The 16,962-nt window shown below is 55.7% G+C and carries 15 protein-coding genes; 10 read left to right on the forward strand and 5 right to left on the reverse strand.

The genetic code is table 11. From position 1 onward, the window contains the following. Positions 1 to 5 precede the first annotated feature (5 nt). Complete coding sequence (dusA, locus tag GVK32_RS19110) at positions 6 to 1,004, forward strand: tRNA dihydrouridine(20/20a) synthase DusA (protein ID WP_159871779.1); 999 nt, start codon at positions 6 to 8, stop codon at positions 1,002 to 1,004. Positions 1,005 to 1,142: 138 nt separating this feature from the next. After that, complete coding sequence (pspG, locus tag GVK32_RS19115; RefSeq protein ID WP_041143599.1) at positions 1,143 to 1,385, forward strand: envelope stress response protein PspG; 243 nt, start codon at positions 1,143 to 1,145, stop codon at positions 1,383 to 1,385. Positions 1,386 to 2,081: 696 nt separating this feature from the next. On the opposite strand, the gene GVK32_RS19120 is transcribed toward pspG, so the two are convergent. Further along, positions 2,082 to 3,065: a quinone oxidoreductase gene (locus GVK32_RS19120; RefSeq protein WP_159871782.1), complete on the reverse strand. Its 984-nt coding sequence runs from the start codon at positions 3,063 to 3,065 to the stop codon at positions 2,082 to 2,084. A gap of 63 nt (positions 3,066 to 3,128) precedes the next feature. On the opposite strand from GVK32_RS19120, the gene dnaB reads away from it, so the two are divergent. Together dnaB and alr are read left to right on the forward strand one after the other, a co-directional pair. Then, a complete protein-coding gene (gene dnaB, locus GVK32_RS19125; RefSeq protein ID WP_045853454.1) occupies positions 3,129 to 4,544 on the forward strand; it encodes a replicative DNA helicase in 1,416 nt (471 codons plus the stop codon). A gap of 143 nt (positions 4,545 to 4,687) precedes the next feature. After that, on the forward strand, positions 4,688 to 5,767 hold the full coding sequence (gene alr / locus GVK32_RS19130; RefSeq protein ID WP_159871785.1) for an alanine racemase: 1,080 nt from the start codon (positions 4,688 to 4,690) through the stop codon (positions 5,765 to 5,767). Here alr and GVK32_RS19135 read toward each other — a convergent pair. Further along, positions 5,764 to 5,931 (reverse strand): hypothetical protein, encoded by a 168-nt coding sequence (locus tag GVK32_RS19135; protein WP_159871788.1) that lies wholly within the window; start codon positions 5,929 to 5,931, stop codon positions 5,764 to 5,766. The genes alr and GVK32_RS19135 overlap by 4 nt on opposite strands. Before the next feature lie 55 nt (positions 5,932 to 5,986). Between GVK32_RS19135 and tyrB the strand changes: the two genes are divergently transcribed. The 3 genes from tyrB (at position 5,987) to GVK32_RS19150 (ending at position 8,775) form a co-directional block, all read left to right on the forward strand. Continuing rightward, positions 5,987 to 7,180: an aromatic amino acid transaminase gene (tyrB, locus tag GVK32_RS19140; protein ID WP_159871790.1), complete on the forward strand. Its 1,194-nt coding sequence runs from the start codon at positions 5,987 to 5,989 to the stop codon at positions 7,178 to 7,180. Between the two features lie 286 nt (positions 7,181 to 7,466). Then, complete coding sequence (gene aphA, locus GVK32_RS19145; RefSeq protein WP_159871793.1) at positions 7,467 to 8,180, forward strand: acid phosphatase AphA; 714 nt, start codon at positions 7,467 to 7,469, stop codon at positions 8,178 to 8,180. 238 nt (positions 8,181 to 8,418) lie between these two features. Further along, positions 8,419 to 8,775: an MmcQ/YjbR family DNA-binding protein gene (locus GVK32_RS19150; RefSeq protein WP_045853451.1), complete on the forward strand. Its 357-nt coding sequence runs from the start codon at positions 8,419 to 8,421 to the stop codon at positions 8,773 to 8,775. On the opposite strand, the gene uvrA is transcribed toward GVK32_RS19150, so the two are convergent. After that, positions 8,776 to 11,601 (reverse strand): excinuclease ABC subunit UvrA, encoded by a 2,826-nt coding sequence (gene uvrA, locus GVK32_RS19155; protein ID WP_123709999.1) that lies wholly within the window; start codon positions 11,599 to 11,601, stop codon positions 8,776 to 8,778. A 252-nt stretch (positions 11,602 to 11,853) separates the two neighbouring features. Between uvrA and ssb1 the strand changes: the two genes are divergently transcribed. Continuing rightward, positions 11,854 to 12,390 carry a single-stranded DNA-binding protein SSB1 gene (ssb1, locus tag GVK32_RS19160; protein WP_123709998.1) on the forward strand — a complete coding sequence of 179 codons (537 nt, stop codon included), beginning with the start codon at positions 11,854 to 11,856 and terminating at the stop codon, positions 12,388 to 12,390. A gap of 31 nt (positions 12,391 to 12,421) precedes the next feature. On the opposite strand, the gene GVK32_RS19165 is transcribed toward ssb1, so the two are convergent. Beyond that, positions 12,422 to 12,757 (reverse strand): hypothetical protein, encoded by a 336-nt coding sequence (locus GVK32_RS19165; RefSeq protein ID WP_159871796.1) that lies wholly within the window; start codon positions 12,755 to 12,757, stop codon positions 12,422 to 12,424. A 70-nt stretch (positions 12,758 to 12,827) separates the two neighbouring features. Here GVK32_RS19165 and GVK32_RS19170 point away from each other — a divergent pair, with 70 nt between their 5' ends. Together GVK32_RS19170 and GVK32_RS19175 are read left to right on the forward strand one after the other, a co-directional pair. Further along, positions 12,828 to 13,916, forward strand: coding sequence for a cellulase family glycosylhydrolase (locus GVK32_RS19170; protein ID WP_159871799.1), 1,089 nt, complete (start codon positions 12,828 to 12,830; stop codon positions 13,914 to 13,916). A gap of 45 nt (positions 13,917 to 13,961) precedes the next feature. Continuing rightward, positions 13,962 to 15,356 (forward strand): MFS transporter, encoded by a 1,395-nt coding sequence (locus GVK32_RS19175; RefSeq protein ID WP_227697876.1) that lies wholly within the window; start codon positions 13,962 to 13,964, stop codon positions 15,354 to 15,356. Between the two features lie 620 nt (positions 15,357 to 15,976). On the opposite strand, the gene GVK32_RS19180 is transcribed toward GVK32_RS19175, so the two are convergent. Further along, on the reverse strand, positions 15,977 to 16,810 hold the full coding sequence (locus tag GVK32_RS19180; protein ID WP_159871802.1) for a helix-turn-helix domain-containing protein: 834 nt from the start codon (positions 16,808 to 16,810) through the stop codon (positions 15,977 to 15,979). Between the last annotated feature and the right edge of the window lie 152 nt (positions 16,811 to 16,962).

Below are 16,962 nucleotides of genomic sequence, written 5' to 3' on the forward strand. Positions count from 1 at the left end.
TCGCCATGATGCCAGAATCAACTTCTACCGCTTTTGCTGCCCACCGTTTTTCCATCGCACCGATGCTCGACTGGACCGACAGGCACTGCCGCTACTTCCTGCGCCAGCTGTCACGCCATACGCTGCTGTACACCGAAATGGTGACCACCGGGGCGATTATTCACGGTAAAGGCGACTATCTGGCCTACAGCGAAGAGGAGCATCCCGTTGCGCTACAGCTGGGCGGTAGCGATCCGGCTGCGCTGGCGCAGTGTGCGAAGCTGGCGCAAGCGCGCGGCTACGATGAGATTAACCTCAACGTCGGCTGCCCGTCTGACCGCGTGCAGAACGGGATGTTCGGCGCCTGCCTGATGGGTAATGCACAGCTGGTTGCCGACTGCATTAAGGCGATGCGCGACGTGGTCTCGATTCCGGTAACGGTCAAAACGCGCATTGGCATTGATGACCAGGATAGCTATACGTTCCTGTGTGATTTCATCGATACCGTATCCGGGAAAGGTGAATGCGATATGTTCATCATCCACGCCCGCAAAGCCTGGCTTTCCGGCCTGAGCCCGAAAGAGAACCGCGAGATCCCGCCTCTGGACTACCCGCGCGTCTATCAGCTAAAGCGTGATTTTCCGCATCTGACGATGGCGATCAACGGTGGGATCCGCTCGCTGGAAGAGGCGAAGCTGCACCTTGAGCATATGGACGGCGTGATGGTAGGGCGCGAGGCGTACCAGAATCCAGGCATGCTGACCGCGGTTGACCGGGAGATTTTTGCGGCCAGTGGCGCGGATGCTGACCCGGTTGCCGTGGTGCGCGCCATGTATCCGTATATTGAGCGTGAGCTGAGCAACGGGACCTATCTTGGCCATGTGACCCGCCATATGCTGGGCCTGTTCCAGGGGATCCCCGGCGCTCGCCAGTGGCGTCGCTACCTGAGTGAAAACGCGCACAAGGCCGGGGCGGATATTAACGTCCTGGAACACGCGCTGAAGCTGGTGGCCGATAAGCGTTAACGTTTCGCTAAAATTTAGTCAAATACGCCACGCCCTGAAGTTAACTTCAGGGCGTTTTTCTTTAAATTCAATAAATTATAATTGGCACGCTTCTTGTAATGCCTGAGTGCAGAGGGCTATTGCCGAGGAGAGAAGACGATGCTGGAACTGCTATTTATTATTGGGTTTTTTGTGATGCTGCTGGTGACCGGCGTGTCGCTGCTGGGCATTATTGCCGCGATTGTTGCGGCGACGGCGCTGATGTTCGTCGGCGGACTGTTTGCGATGATGATTAAACTGCTGCCGTGGCTGCTGTTGGCCGTTGCGGTGGTATGGGTGATTCGGGCGATAAATAAACCAAAAATCACCCGCTACCGTAGCAACAACCGCTGGCGTTATTAAGGTAGTGAGTGGTAGGTCACAACCTGAGGAATTTTGCATAATACGGCGTAGGTTTTGCTTATGAAATCTGTCACTATTAGCACGTTAATGAATTCATCGCGCTGTACCCTACATACAGCCGAACTAAAAAAAGTAAGGGCTTCCGAATGGAAGCCCTAAACTTTTCCACCCTCCCGACTCTCCCGTCATACTTCGAACTACAGGTGCGTTGGCTGCCTCGTTATTCGGCTCATCCATGAGCCTCACCCTTATCAGGGCCGCTGCTCGCAGCGTTCAAATCTGTTCCAGACAGATTTGTCACCCCGGTCACTTACCGGAGTAAGCTCCCGGGGATTCGCTATTTTGCCGCCTGCCTGTCGCCCGAATTATTTAGGGAGGGCCTCCCGTCATACTTCGAACTACAGGGGCGTTGGCTACGTTAGCTCACCCCGGTCACTTACTGGAGTAAGCTCCCGGGGATTCGCTATCTTGCCGCCTTCCTGTAGCCCGAATTATTTAGGGAGGGCCTCCTTTCGTCATACTTCGAACTACAAGGGCGTTGGCTGCGTTAGCTCACCCCGGTCACTTACCGGAGTAAGCTCCCGGGGATTCGCTATCTTGCCGCCTTCCTGTAGCCCGAATTATTTAGTGAGGGCTTCCCGTCATACTTCGAACTACAGAAGCGTTGGCAGCGTTAACCTTGCCTCGATTTACCCATTACGGTAGCAGCAGGCTTGAGCCTTCGGTGGCGCGGCTTTCGAGCACCTCGTGCGCGCGTCGCGCGTCGGCCAGCGGATATTTTTGACTCTCGGCAACGTCGACGTTTATCACCCCGCTGGCGATCAGCGAAAAGAGCTCGTTACTGGCTTCTACCAGCTCTTCGCGGCTGGTGATATAGCCCTGCAGAGAAGGGCGGGTAACGTACAGCGAACCTTTCTGGTTGAGGATCCCCAGATTAACGCCGGTAACCGGTCCGGAGGAGTTGCCGAAGCTGACCATCAATCCTCGGCGCTGCAGACAGTCGAGCGAAGCTTCCCAGGTGTCTTTGCCCACGGAATCATAGACCACATGCACCTTTTTACCCCCGGTAATCTCTTTCAGCCGCTCGGCGATATTCTCTTCACGATAGTTGATCGTCTCCCAGGCTCCGGCCTGCTTCGCGCGCTGCGCTTTTTGCGCGCTGCCGACGGTGCCGATGAGCCTGGCGCCCAGCGCTTTTGCCCACTGGCAGGCTATCAGCCCGACGCCACCGGCCGCAGCGTGGAACAGGAACGTCTCGCCGGCTTTGATTTCGTAGGTTTTACGCAGCAGATAATAGACCGTCAGACCCTTAAGGAAGGAGGCCGCGGCCTGCTCGAAAGAGATGGCCGCAGGTAAAATTGCGGCTTTATCGGCGGGGACATTATGCACCGAGCTGTAGGCGCCCAGCGCCGACTGGGCGTAAACGACGCGATCGCCGGCTTTAATATGCGTGACGCCGCGCCCGACCTTGCTTACTACGCCGGCGGCTTCGGTACCTAATCCGCTCGGAAGCGAAGGGGGCGGATAGAGGCCGCTGCGAATATAGGTATCGATGTAGTTGATACCAGTAGCTTTGTTTTCTACCTGTATCTCGTGCTCTGCCGGATCCCCTGCCACAAACTCCACCACCTGCAGAACTTCGGGGCCACCGTGCTTGTGAAATTCAATACGTGTTGCCATGCTTCCTCCTGAACTATGTGGTAACCTTTCGAGCCAATTTCTATACCGGGAATTCCATTCAATATGGCAGGAAATAAACCCTTCAACAAACCCCAGACTGAACCCCGAGTTCGCGATCCGCAGGTCGCCGGGTTGAAAGTACCGCCGCACTCGATTGAAGCGGAACAGTCGGTGTTGGGCGGTTTAATGCTGGACAACGAGCGCTGGGACGACGTCGCCGAGCGCGTTGTTGCAGAAGACTTTTACACGCGTCCGCACCGTCATATCTTTATTGAAATGGCCCGCCTGCAGGAAACCGGCAGCCCGATTGACCTTATTACGCTCGCGGAATCGCTTGAGCGCCAGGGGCAGCTGGACAGCGTAGGCGGTTTCGCCTATCTGGCTGAACTCTCCAAAAATACGCCAAGCGCGGCGAACATCAGCGCTTATGCCGATATCGTGCGCGAACGAGCCGTTGTCCGCGAAATGATCTCGGTAGCGAACGAAATTGCCGAAGCGGGCTTCGACCCCCAGGGCCGCACCAGCGAAGACCTGCTCGATCTGGCGGAGTCCCGGGTCTTTAAGATCGCTGAGAGCCGCGCGAATAAAGACGAAGGTCCGAGAAATATCGCCGAAGTACTTGATGCGACCGTTGCGCGTATCGAGCAGCTGTTCCAGCAGCCGCACGACGGCGTCACCGGCGTGAATACCGGCTATGACGACCTGAATAAAAAGACCGCGGGTCTGCAGCCGTCGGATTTGATCATCGTCGCGGCGCGTCCGTCGATGGGTAAAACGACGTTTGCGATGAACATCGTCGAAAATGCGGCGATGCTGCAGGATAAGCCGGTCCTGATTTTCAGCCTCGAGATGCCATCTGAGCAGATTATGATGCGTACCCTGGCCTCGCTGTCGCGCGTCGATCAGACGCGTATTCGTACCGGCCAGCTCGATGACGAAGACTGGGCGAGAATTTCGGGCACCATGGGTATTCTGCTGGAAAAACGCAATATCTATATCGATGACTCTTCCGGCCTGACGCCGACGGAAGTGCGTTCCCGCGCCCGCCGTATCGCCCGCGAGCACGGCGGCATTGGCCTGATTATGATCGACTACCTGCAGCTGATGCGCGTACCGTCGCTCTCCGATAACCGTACCCTGGAGATCGCCGAAATCTCCCGCTCGCTGAAGGCGCTGGCTAAAGAGCTGCAGGTGCCGGTGGTGGCCCTGTCGCAGCTTAACCGTTCCCTGGAGCAGCGTGCCGATAAGCGCCCGGTAAACTCCGATCTCCGTGAATCAGGTTCTATTGAACAGGATGCCGACTTAATCATGTTTATCTATCGTGATGAGGTTTATCACGAGAACAGCGATCTGAAAGGCATCGCCGAAATTATCATTGGTAAGCAGCGTAACGGCCCCATTGGTACGGTACGTCTGACGTTTAACGGGCAATGGTCGCGCTTCGATAACTATGCCGGCCCTCAGTATGATGATGAGTAAATCTCCGTAGTCCTTCACGCCGCTGGTACGTTGACTCGCCCGCCCGTCTCGGTCACTTAGCCTGTTAAGTTCCCGGGGCGCCCGGGCCTGTCGCCTTCCGGCAGCGCGATGGTTACCGGCGACTCTTTTATTAAGGAACTTAAATGCAAGCGGCAACTGTAGTCATTAACCGCCGCGCTCTGCGACACAATCTGCAACGTCTGCGTGAACTGGCGCCTGCCAGCAAGCTGGTTGCAGTCGTGAAAGCGAACGCTTACGGACACGGTCTTATCGAGACCGCGCGAACGCTCCCTGATGCCGACGCCTTTGGCGTCGCCCGGCTTGAAGAAGCCCTACGCCTGCGGGCGGGCGGTATCACGCAGCCGATCCTGCTGCTGGAAGGCTTTTTTGAGGCCAGCGATCTGCCGGTGATTGCCGCCCAGCGCCTGCAAACGGCGGTGCATAGCCCCGAACAGCTGGCAGCGCTGGAAAGCGCCGAGCTGAGCGAACCGGTCAGCGTCTGGATGAAGCTCGATACCGGCATGCATCGGCTGGGCGTGCTGCCGGAAGAGGCGGACGCTTTCTACCAGCGGCTGAGCCGCTGTAAAAACGTCCGCCAGCCGGTGAACGTCGTCAGCCACTTTGCCCGGGCGGATGAGCCGGAGTGCGGGGCCACCGAGCGGCAGCTGGATATCTTCACTACCTTTACCGATGGCAAGCCTGGCCTGCGCTCTATCGCCGCCTCCGGCGGGATTTTGCTGTGGCCGCAGTCGCATTTTGACTGGGCGCGTCCGGGCATTATTCTCTACGGCGTGTCGCCGTTAGAGAATCAATCCACCGGCGCCGACTTTGGCTGCCAGCCGGTGATGTCGCTGACCTCGAGCCTGATTGCCGTTCGAGAGCATAAAGCGGGCGAGCCGGTGGGCTACGGCGGGACCTGGATTAGCGAACGCCATACCCGTCTCGGGGTGGTGGCGATGGGCTACGGCGATGGCTATCCGCGCGCCGCGCCGTCCGGTACGCCGGTGCTGGTTAACGGTCGGGAAGTGCCGATTGTCGGCCGCGTGGCGATGGATATGATCTGCGTGGACCTCGGCCCCGAGGCGCAGGAGAGGTCCGGCGATCCGGTGGTGCTGTGGGGGGAAGGTTTACCCGTTGAACGGATTGCAGAAATTACGAAAGTAAGTGCTTACGAACTTATCACGCGCCTCACTTCACGCGTTTCGATGAAGTACGTCGATTAGCCCCTATTTACCGCAATATTCCCCGGCTGCGTCACGGCTGCCGGGGCCAGGGCGCTACCCGACAGCCCGGCTACGGCGCCAGCGCTGCGGCCGGGAAAAGCCCCGCCGGTGCCCTGGCGGGCGATCGTCATCGGCAATCCGCCAACATCCTCTCGACCTGCCACAGCTTCCGGTTTATTGTGTTATGACCTGCCTTTTGTAAACCTGGAGAAACATCGCGTGTTTCAGAAAGTTGACGCCTACGCTGGCGACCCCATTCTCTCCTTAATGGAGCGTTTCAAAGAAGATCCTCGCAGCGACAAAGTAAACCTCAGCATTGGTTTGTACTACAACGAAGCCGGAATTATCCCGCAGCTGAAGGCGGTGGCGGAAGCGGAAGCGCGCCTTAACGCGCAGCCGCACGGCGCCTCGCTGTATCTGCCGATGGAGGGTCTGAATGCTTACCGTAGTGCCATTGCGCCGCTGCTGTTTGGCGCCGAGCACCCGGTACTGCAGCAGCAGCGCGTGGCTTCCATTCAGACGCTGGGCGGTTCCGGTGCGCTGAAGGTGGGGGCGGATTTCCTCAAGCGCTACTTCCCGCAGGCGCGTGTATGGGTCAGCGATCCGACCTGGGAAAACCACATCGCCATCTTTGAAGGGGCTGGCTTCGAAGTAAGTGCTTACCCTTGGTTTGATGATGAGACCAATGGCGTGCGCTTTGAGGCGCTGCTCGAGACGCTACGCACGCTGCCTGAAGGCGATATCGTGCTGCTGCATCCGTGCTGCCATAACCCAACCGGCGCCGATCTGAGCCATGACCAGTGGGATGAAGTGGCAAAAGTGCTGAAAGCTCGCAGCCTGATCCCTTTCCTCGACATCGCCTACCAGGGTTATGGCGCGGGCATGGAAGATGACGCCTGGGCAATTCGCACAATTGCCAGCGCCGGTATGCCGATGCTGGTCAGCAACTCGTTCTCGAAAATCTTCTCCCTGTACGGCGAGCGCGTGGGCGGCCTGTCGGTGGTTTGCGAAGATAGCGAAACGGCGGGACGCGTGCTCGGTCAGCTGAAGGCGACCGTACGCCGTAACTACTCCAGCCCGCCGAACTTCGGGGCGCAGGTGGTTGCTACCGTGCTGAACGACGCGGAACTGAAGGCCTCATGGCTGGCGGAAGTCGAAGAGATGCGCACGCGCATTTTAGCGATGCGTCAGGAGCTGGTGAACGTCCTGAAAGAGGCGGTCCCCGGCGTTAACTTTGACTACCTGCTCAAGCAGCGTGGTATGTTTAGCTACACGGGATTGAGCGCCGCTCAGGTCGATCGCCTGCGTGAAGAGTTTGGCGTCTATCTGATTTCCAGCGGAAGAATGTGCATGGCGGGCCTTAATTCGGGCAACGTCCAGCGCGTCGCGCAGGCATTTTCTGCCGTGCTGTAACCCCGCAGCAGTACCCGGCCCTCTCCGGCGTTAAGGAGAGGGCGGTTCCTTTCCTGAAGTGTGATCATTCTCTTTTTCTATGACATTCGAGCAGAAACCTCTTTTCATCACCGGATGCGGAGGTTAAGGTCATGGTGAATTTATAAGCATGCACATTATTGAAAATTATAATGATTCGGTTATTTACACTCGCCATCATGCAAAATGCGTCTCAGCCCCAGGGAGCGTTTGGCTAAACGTAGCCGTCAACGAGGCCGTTTGAATGATGACGTTTATAGGGATAAATATGCGCAAAATCATCCTGGCCTTCGGGGCCGTCTGCCTGCTGTTCACGCTCAATAGCGCCGTCGTTGCCCGCGCCTCGACGCCGCAGCCCCTCTCGACGGGAACCAACGTCGCTAAGCTCGCTGAACAGGCGCCGATTCACTGGGTATCGGTGGCGCAGATTGAAAATAGCCTGCTGGGGCGCCAGCCGATTGCGGTGGGCTTTGATATTGACGATACCGTGCTGTTTTCCAGCCCTGGATTCTGGCGCGGCCAGAAAACATTCTCTCCCGGCAGCGATGCTTACCTGAAAAACCCCGAGTTTTGGCAAAAAATGAACAACGGCTGGGATGATTTCAGCATGCCGAAAGAGGTCGCGCGTCAGCTGATTGCGATGCACGTTAAGCGCGGCGATAGCATCTATTTTGTGACCGGCCGCAGTCAGACCAAAACCGAAACGGTCTCGAAAACCCTGCAGGATGATTTCCTGATCCCTGCGGCAAACATGAATCCGGTCATTTTTGCCGGCGATAAGCCGGGACAGAACACGAAAACCCAGTGGCTGCAGGAGAAAAACATCAAGGTCTTCTACGGTGACTCGGATAACGATATTGGCGCAGCCCGTGAAGTGGGCGCGCGAGGCATTCGCATTCTGCGCGCCTCCAACTCTTCCTATAAGCCTTTACCGATGGCCGGGGCCCAGGGAGAAGAGGTTATTGTGAACTCCGATTACTGATTGCCTGCGGGCGAAATAGCCGCCAGCAACAGCGGCAGCCAGAGGGTTGCCGTTTTTTTGTACAAAATCCGCTCCGGAAGGTTTTACCTTTTCGCTTATTGCTGCACACTTAGAAAGATTCATTCGCAGCATGAATGGCTTATCTGGCATCGACAGTCGGGCCGCGGTGCGGCTCGCGGAATATCGCATTCACGGCGGTTCGCGCCATCGCGTCGGGACGCTCATGGGGGAATATTAGATGACAATTTCGGAGTTATTGCTCTACTGCATGGCCAAGCCTGGCGCGGAGCAAAGCGTACACAGCGACTGGAAGGCGACGCAGATTAAAGTGTCGGACGTGCTGTTTGCGATGGTCAAGGAGGTGGAGGATAAGCGCCCGGCGGTGTCGCTGAAGGCCAGCCCGGAACTTGCCGAGCTTTTGCGGGAGCAGCACGTTGACGTGCGCCCTAGCCGGCATTTGAACAAGGCCCACTGGAGTACGGTATTCCTTGACGGTTCGCTGCCCGATTCGCAGATTTACTACCTGGTCGACGCCTCTTATCAGCAGGCGATTAGGCTGCTGTCGGAGCCGACCCGACAGCAGCTTTCACAGTGATTAGCTCAGCAACGGCTTGAGGAAATGCGCGGTGTGCGAGGCTTCGCACTCGGCAACCGTCTCTGGGGTCCCGGAGACGAGAATTTCCCCGCCGCCGCTGCCGCCTTCCGGGCCGAGGTCCACAATCCAGTCCGCGGTTTTGATGACGTCCAGGTTGTGCTCAATGACCACGATGGTGTTGCCCTGATCGCGCAACTGATGCAGAACGTCCAGCAGCTGCTGGATATCGGCGAAGTGCAGACCGGTGGTCGGCTCATCGAGAATATACAGCGTCTGGCCGGTTCCGCGCTTCGACAGCTCGCGCGCCAGCTTCACGCGCTGAGCCTCGCCGCCGGAGAGCGTGGTCGCCGACTGGCCAAGGCGGATATAGGTCAGGCCCACGTCCATCAGGGTTTGCAGCTTACGCGCCAGTGCTGGCACGGCGTCAAAGAACTCGCGCGCCTCTTCGATAGTCATATCCAGCACTTCATGGATAGTCTTACCCTTGTACTTAATCTCCAGCGTTTCGCGGTTATAGCGCTTGCCCTTGCACTGGTCACACGGCACGTAGATATCCGGCAGGAAGTGCATCTCGACCTTGATAACGCCATCGCCCTGGCAGGCTTCGCAGCGGCCGCCGCGAACGTTAAAGCTAAAGCGCCCCGGCGTGTAGCCGCGTGAACGTGATTCCGGCACGCCGGCGAACAGTTCGCGTACCGGCGTAAACACGCCGGTATAGGTTGCCGGGTTAGAGCGCGGCGTACGGCCAATGGGGCTCTGGTCGATATCGATAACCTTATCGAAATGCTCCAGCCCCTGCACGTCGCGATAGGGCGCCGGTTCGGCGATAGTCGCGCCGTTGAGCTGGCGCTGGGCTATCGGGAACAGCGTATCGTTAATCAGCGTTGATTTACCGGAACCGGAGACGCCGGTAATGCAGGTAAACAGGCCCACCGGCAGCGTCAGCGTAACGTCCTTCAGGTTGTTACCGCGTGCGCCGGTCAGCTTCAGCACCTTTTGCGGATCGGCGGCTACGCGCTGCTCAGGCACCGCAATCTTGCGCTTGCCGCTCATGTACTGCCCGGTCAGGGATTCAGGCACCGCCATAATATCCTGCAGCGTGCCCTCAGCCACCACCTGCCCGCCGTGTACGCCAGCGCCGGGGCCGATATCGATCACGTGGTCAGCGGCGCGAATCGCGTCTTCATCATGCTCAACGACAATGACCGTATTACCCAGATTACGCAGGTGAACCAGCGTCCCGAGCAGGCGTTCGTTGTCGCGCTGATGCAGGCCGATGGACGGCTCGTCGAGCACGTACATGACGCCGACCAGCCCGGCACCGATCTGGCTGGCCAGACGAATACGCTGGGCTTCGCCGCCGGACAGCGTCTCCGCCGAACGCGAGAGCGTTAGGTAGTTCAGGCCGACGTTGACGAGGAACTTCAGGCGATCGCCGATCTCCTTCAGCACCTTTTCAGCGATTTGTGCCCGCTGGCCGGAGAGCTTCAGGTTGGTGAAGAAGTCCATCGCATGGCCAATGCTCATATCGGAGATTGTCGGCAGCGGCGTATTTTCGACGAAGACGTGCCGCGCTTCGCGGCGCAGACGGGTGCCATCACAGCTGGTACAGGAGCGGTTGCTGATAAACTTCGCCAGCTCTTCGCGTACCGCGCTGGATTCGGTCTCTTTGTAGCGGCGTTCCATATTGTGCAAAACGCCTTCGAACGGATGGCGGCGCACGGAGGTGTCGCCGCGATCGTTCATGTACTTGAATTCAATGTTCTCTTTGCCGGAGCCGGACAGAATGACTTTCTGCACGTCGGCATTGAGGGTGCCCCACGGTGCTTCGATATCGAACTTGTAATGCTCGGCCAGCGACTTCAACATCTGGAAATAGTAGAAGTTACGTCGATCCCAGCCGCGGATCGCCCCGCCCGCCAGCGACAGCTCCGGGTTTTGGATAACCCGTTCGGGATCGAAATACTGCTGCACGCCAAGGCCGTCGCAGGTGGGGCAGGCGCCGGCCGGGTTGTTGAAGGAGAACAGGCGAGGTTCCAGCTCGCGCATGCTGTAGCCGCAAATCGGACAGGCGAAGTTGGCGGAGAACAGCAGCTCTTCCGCTTTCGGATCGTCCATATTGGCAACAACGGCGGTCCCGCCGGAGAGATCCAGCGCCGTTTCAAACGACTCGGCCAGACGCTGGGCGAGATCGTCACGCACCTTGAAGCGATCGATAACCACTTCAATGGTGTGTTTCTTCTGCAGCTCAAGCTTTGGCGGATCGGAGAGATCGCAAACTTCGCCGTCGATCCTCGCGCGGATATAGCCCTGGCTCGCCAGGTTCTCCAGGGTCTTGGTATGCTCGCCTTTACGCTCTTTGATAATCGGCGCCAGCAGCATCAGGCGCTGGCCTTCCGGCTGGGAAAGCACGTTATCGACCATCTGGCTGACGGTTTGCGCCGCCAGCGGGACATCGTGGTCCGGGCAGCGCGGTTCGCCGACGCGGGCGTACAGCAGACGCAGATAGTCGTGAATTTCGGTAATAGTGCCTACCGTAGATCGGGGGTTATGGGACGTTGATTTCTGCTCGATGGAAATCGCCGGCGACAGCCCCTCGATATGGTCGACATCCGGCTTCTCCATCAGCGACAGGAACTGACGCGCGTAGGCGGAGAGCGATTCAACGTAGCGGCGCTGCCCTTCGGCATACAGCGTGTCGAAAGCCAGTGAGGATTTGCCTGACCCTGAAAGCCCGGTGACGACAATCAGCTTGTCGCGGGGGATAACGAGGTTGATGTTTTTGAGATTATGGGTGCGGGCGCCCCGAACTTCGATCTTATCCATTCACCTTTCCCGGTAGGTAGATACACGGATTGCCTGGTTTGTATGAAGAACAAACGGCGGAAACGGCTAATTATGGCACAATCCGACCTGTTTGAATATACAGTATTGGAATGGCAGCGGGGGTTGATGGTGAAAAATTGTATAGCGATAAGATGTTTACTGGAATCGACGTCCCAGCTATCTAAAAGGGCCTTTGTGGTGTTAGAATTACCGGTTTACACTTATTAAGAAACGTATTCAGGAGATTCGATCATGGCCAGCAGAGGCGTAAACAAGGTGATTCTCGTCGGTAATCTGGGGCAGGACCCGGAAGTACGCTACATGCCAAGTGGCGGCGCCGTCGCCAACTTCACGCTGGCGACTTCCGAATCCTGGCGCGATAAGCAGACCGGCGAAATGAAAGAACAGACCGAATGGCACCGCGTTGTGCTGTTCGGCAAGCTGGCTGAAGTGGCCGGCGAATACCTGCGTAAAGGTTCGCAGGTTTATATCGAAGGCCAGCTGCGTACCCGCAAATGGACCGATCAGTCCGGTACTGAGAAGTACACCACTGAGATCGTGGTCAACGTTGGCGGCACCATGCAGATGCTGGGTGGCCGTCAGGGCGGCGGCGCTCCGGCAGGCGGCGGCCAGCAGCAGGGCGGTTGGGGTCAGCCTCAGCAGCCGCAGCAGCAGCCGCAGGGTGGCAACCAGTTCAGCGGCGGCGCGCAGTCTCGTCCGCAGCAGCAGGCTCCGGCAGCACCTTCTAATGAACCACCAATGGATTTCGACGACGACATCCCGTTCTAATCAGTACGTATTGAGAACGGTCGTCTCAGAATCATAAACCCTGCTTCGGCAGGGTTTTTTTGTCATGGCGTGGCCTGCCTTTCGCCTCCTTGCTCTCCCTTTCCCGTTTCCTCTTCTCTGCTTCCTGCTTCCTGCTTATCGCTCCCATTTTCGGACTGAACAGACCGCCGCGCCTGACGCCAGATATAAATAAATTAGTTTTAATAAACAATGGGTTAACAATTCCCCCTTCGTTCGGCCGCTTTCCCGTCCTCTCCTCACCGTCTTGCGAAATAGCCTTCTTATCCGGCCAGCGTCTTCTGCGCAGTCGATCACGTTTCATCGACATCAGCGCGCCAGGTTTGTGAGGATTATCTCTTTTCTGCATGCCGCTATTTGCTCATTGATGCTATAGCTAATATTTATTAGCTAATTATTATCAGTGATCAGGAGCAGTGATGAAACAGCAGTGGAGCAAAGAGCAGGCGCAGGCGTGGTATCAGCAGCAGGGTTGGCTTTGCGGGTTTAACTATCTCCCTTCGACGGCGGTGAACTGGACCGATATCTGGCAGGAGGAGACGTTCGATGCGCCAACCATCGAGCGTGAGCTGGGCTGGGCGGCAGAGGCGGGCTACAACACGCTGCGCATCAACCTGCCGTTTATCGTCTGGGAGGCCGATCGCGATGGCCTGATGGCGCGCATCGAGCGCTTCCTGACGCTTGCCGATAGCCGCGGCTTTAGCACCATGCTGACGCTGATGGACGACTGCGGCTTTTCGGGCGACGAACCCTATCTTGGGCCGCAAAAACCGCCGGTACCCGGCAAGCATAACAGCCAGGCGGCGGCGAGCCCCGGGCGGGACAAGGTTTGCGACCGTGACAGCTGGCCGCAGATCGAACGCTATATCCGCGACGTTATCCGCCAGTTCCGCGACGATAAGCGCGTTCTGCTCTGGGATCTCTATAACGAGCCGGGCAATCGCGGCATCTTTGCCACCGGCACGGTTGAGGTGCTGTACGACGAAAAGCTGGAAACCTATGCTCAGGAGCTGATGGAGCTCGCCTTCCGCTGGGCGAGGGAAGAGGACCCGACGCAGCCGCTCACCGTCTGCGCGTGGCGCCTGCCGGAGGAAGTTGAAGGAGAAGTGTTCTATCAACATCCGCTGGATCGGGCCGCGCTGGCCCTCTCGGACGTGGTCAGCTATCACGCCTATACCAATACCGCCCGCATGACGGCGATTATCCAGCAGCTTCAGCATCTGGAGCGGCCGATTTTTTGCACCGAGTGGCTGGCTCGCCACGTCGGCAGCACCATCGAAGAGCAGCTGCCGCTGATGTATATAGCGAACGTTGCGCCTTATCAATGGGGCCTGGTACGCGGGAAAACCCAAACCTGGCTGCCGTGGCCGGTGGTGATGAAGGAGTCTTCCGATTACTGCCGCCTCTGGTTCCACGACGTCTTTGAAGAGAACGGGATCCCGTTCTCCCGCAAAGAGATTGCGCTCATCCGCAGGCTTCGTCACATTGCCCTGCCGTCACGGGCATAATAATAATATATCCGGCGGTACGCCGCCGGGAATAGGGTACGCACTATGGCAACGACAATGAAAATACCGTCTCGCGAGTTGTGGTCTTATTTTGGCTATGGTTTAGGTCAGTGTTTTAGTTTCGGTTTAGTGGGCTCGTTTATTAACTATTTTTATACCGATGTGCTGGGAATATCGGCGCTGGCGGCGAGTACGATTTTCCTTATCGCACGCGCGTGGGATGCGGTTCACGACCCGCTGTTCGCCAGCATCATGGACACCATTAACAGCCGCTTTGGCAAGTTTCGTCATTTCCTGCTGATTGCGCCGCTGTTAATTACCGGGGTCACGCTGCTGGCTTTTTATAAAATCGAAGCCGATATGACCACCATGATTATCTACGCCGGAGTGACCTATATACTGTGGGGCACGCTGTACGCGATATCGGATATTCCGTTCTGGTCGATGTCCTCGGTGATGACCAACGACTCCGGTCAGCGCACCCGCGCGGTGACGGCGGCAATGCTCGGCGTTAATGCCGGTATCGCCTGCGCCAATATCTTTTTCCCCAAGCTTGCGGCCTTCTTTGCCCAGTACAGCAACGATAAGGGCTATTTTATGGCGGCGCTGGTGATGATGATGGTCGGCCTGCCGCTGATGCTTAACGGTTTTTTCCAGATCAAAGAACGCGTGCAGGCCGGCCCGGAAAAGGTCACCATGCGCGATACCTTCCATAATCTGCGGCAAAATAAGCCGCTATTTATCGTCCTGCTGTCGTTCTTTTTCTGCGTATTCCACAACGTCGCCGGCGGGATTTATATCTATTTCTTTATCTACAATATGGGCGACGGCGGGCTGCAGATGGCGATCGGTATTATGGGGATTGTCGCCGCGGTGCTGTGCCTCGTCGCCCCGATGCTGACGCGTAGAATGCAGAAGCGAAAGCTGTTTATGATCCTTTGCGGACTGGATATTCTGGTGCGGGTGGTGATGTGGTTTGCCGGCTATCAGCACGCGATGCTGCTCTTTATTCTGCTGGGCCTCAGCACGCTGTTTATCATGATGAGCAATATCCTGACCTCATCAATGATTGCCGACACCATTGAATACGCCGAATATCACACCAATAAGCGCTGTGCGGCCATTACCTTCTCCGGACAAACGTTTACCGGAAAAATGTCGGTGGCGGTCGGCGGCGGATTAATCGGCGTATTTCTGACCCTGATAGGCTATGTGCCGCAGGCGGCCAGCCAGAGCGAGAGCGTACTTAACGGGCTGTTCTTCGGTATCTGCCTGCTGCCCGCATTTGGCTCACTGATCAGGATGGGCTGTATGTCGCGCTATACCTTTACGGAAGAAAAGCATGCGGAGATTTGCGCGTTACTGGCCGATCGCCGAAAGGTTGCACCTGCGGAAAACGATGGTGAGGACAATCTGAAGCAGCCGCTGCCAATAAATTAGTTACGTCGATAAAATATACCGCCTGGCGATATTAGGATTATATCCCGGCGCGGAAAAATCTCCTCCGGAGGAATAAATCGGCAGACCCGAATGCCTCTGAGCCTACGCCGCCGTCGAGCGCTGAAGCCGGGGTTCGGTCGCACGAATAATATTACAACTGTCGTTAATAACCCGTTCGTGACGATGGGCGGGTTATTATTGTCATTAGCGTCATGCTTTATTTGTAAACTCTAAAAAATAAACTCTACTGCGTAATTGCATGTGACTTGACTACCCGTTTGCATTTTACTTGGCGACCGTTTGCGAATCACTTGACCATCGCCAAAAAAATTTACACTTAGCTCTCTACATAAGATGAGGTTCGATCCGAACGGCTGCTGTGTGCCAGGAGCGGGCGTCACTAATATTGCACTAAGTTAAAAATAAACAAATGTTCAATTGTGGTGTAAGAAAGGGTTTTCCCGAGTTCGGCTATGATGCGTTTTTAGAGGCAATGTATGAAAGGAAACACTTAATATGAGTTTCTGTTTAATTATGGGAAGTCTATTGAACACGCATTACTAAACCATTCAATAGATAGGTGTCCAGGGTATTGTTAGAACTTAGGTATTCGCATCGCGTTATGAATGCCTTTGCTGACGTAGTCGCTCTTCTGTTGGTGATATACCCAGGATGCGTTTATAACACTGAGAAAAATGAGATGGATTTATAAATCCGCTTTCTAGTGCGACATTTGTTATGGTTTCATCGGTAAATAACAGCATATGCCTTGCAGTTCGTAAGCGTAGGCGAAGCAGATAATTTTCTGGTGAATAGCTGGTCAATTTCCGCATGGAACGATAGAGTGTTCTTTGTGAAACACCATATTTTTCACAGAGTTTGTCCCAGTCAATAGCTACAGTATGACGGCAACGTAACTCATCCAGTAGATACTCTATCCCGAAATAATTTTTTGCATGCGTAGCTCTGACACGATGAAAACTAAGTAATGAAATTAATTGTAATAATAGACCTTCTCGACGCACCGCAGATAAAGAGTCATTTTTATTGAGTGTCTCTCTAAGTTGAGACATTAAATTGTTATATTGGTTGCGTGATTCAATATTAAGATGATAAATGCTGGACGATGACTCTGTAAAAGTGTTGCTTAATATTTGCTGCAGTGCAGGTATGTTGATAAATTTAACATCGCTACGGATAAGTATATTCGTCAAGCATAATTCACCCATATTTTCATAGTAGTGATAGTCTTCTTGTTTAATATAGAAAACATCACCTGACTGAATAGATATTGGCTCACCATTGAGTGTATGTGTTCCACTTCCATGGTCAACAATAACCAACTCCTCAAAGTCATGATCATGTTCAATGTTATTTACTTCAGGGTGTGTCTGGTGGATGGCAATAGGTTGTTCCTGTGTTGCAAAGTAATTATCAAATAATATTCTGTACATCGTCATACCCTCCTGAGCCGTTAACAATATCATTACAGCACAAACATTGACGCTATTGACTTCTCGTTTACAGAAATGTGAAGTGCATAGCCCTGTTTTATCCATACTGCCAGCTAAGAGTAAAATCTGGCATTGTGAATAATGCTGGCTCA

The organism is Klebsiella sp. 18074, from assembly GCF_902705905.1.
GTDB classification, from domain to species: domain Bacteria; phylum Pseudomonadota; class Gammaproteobacteria; order Enterobacterales; family Enterobacteriaceae; genus Klebsiella; species Klebsiella terrigena.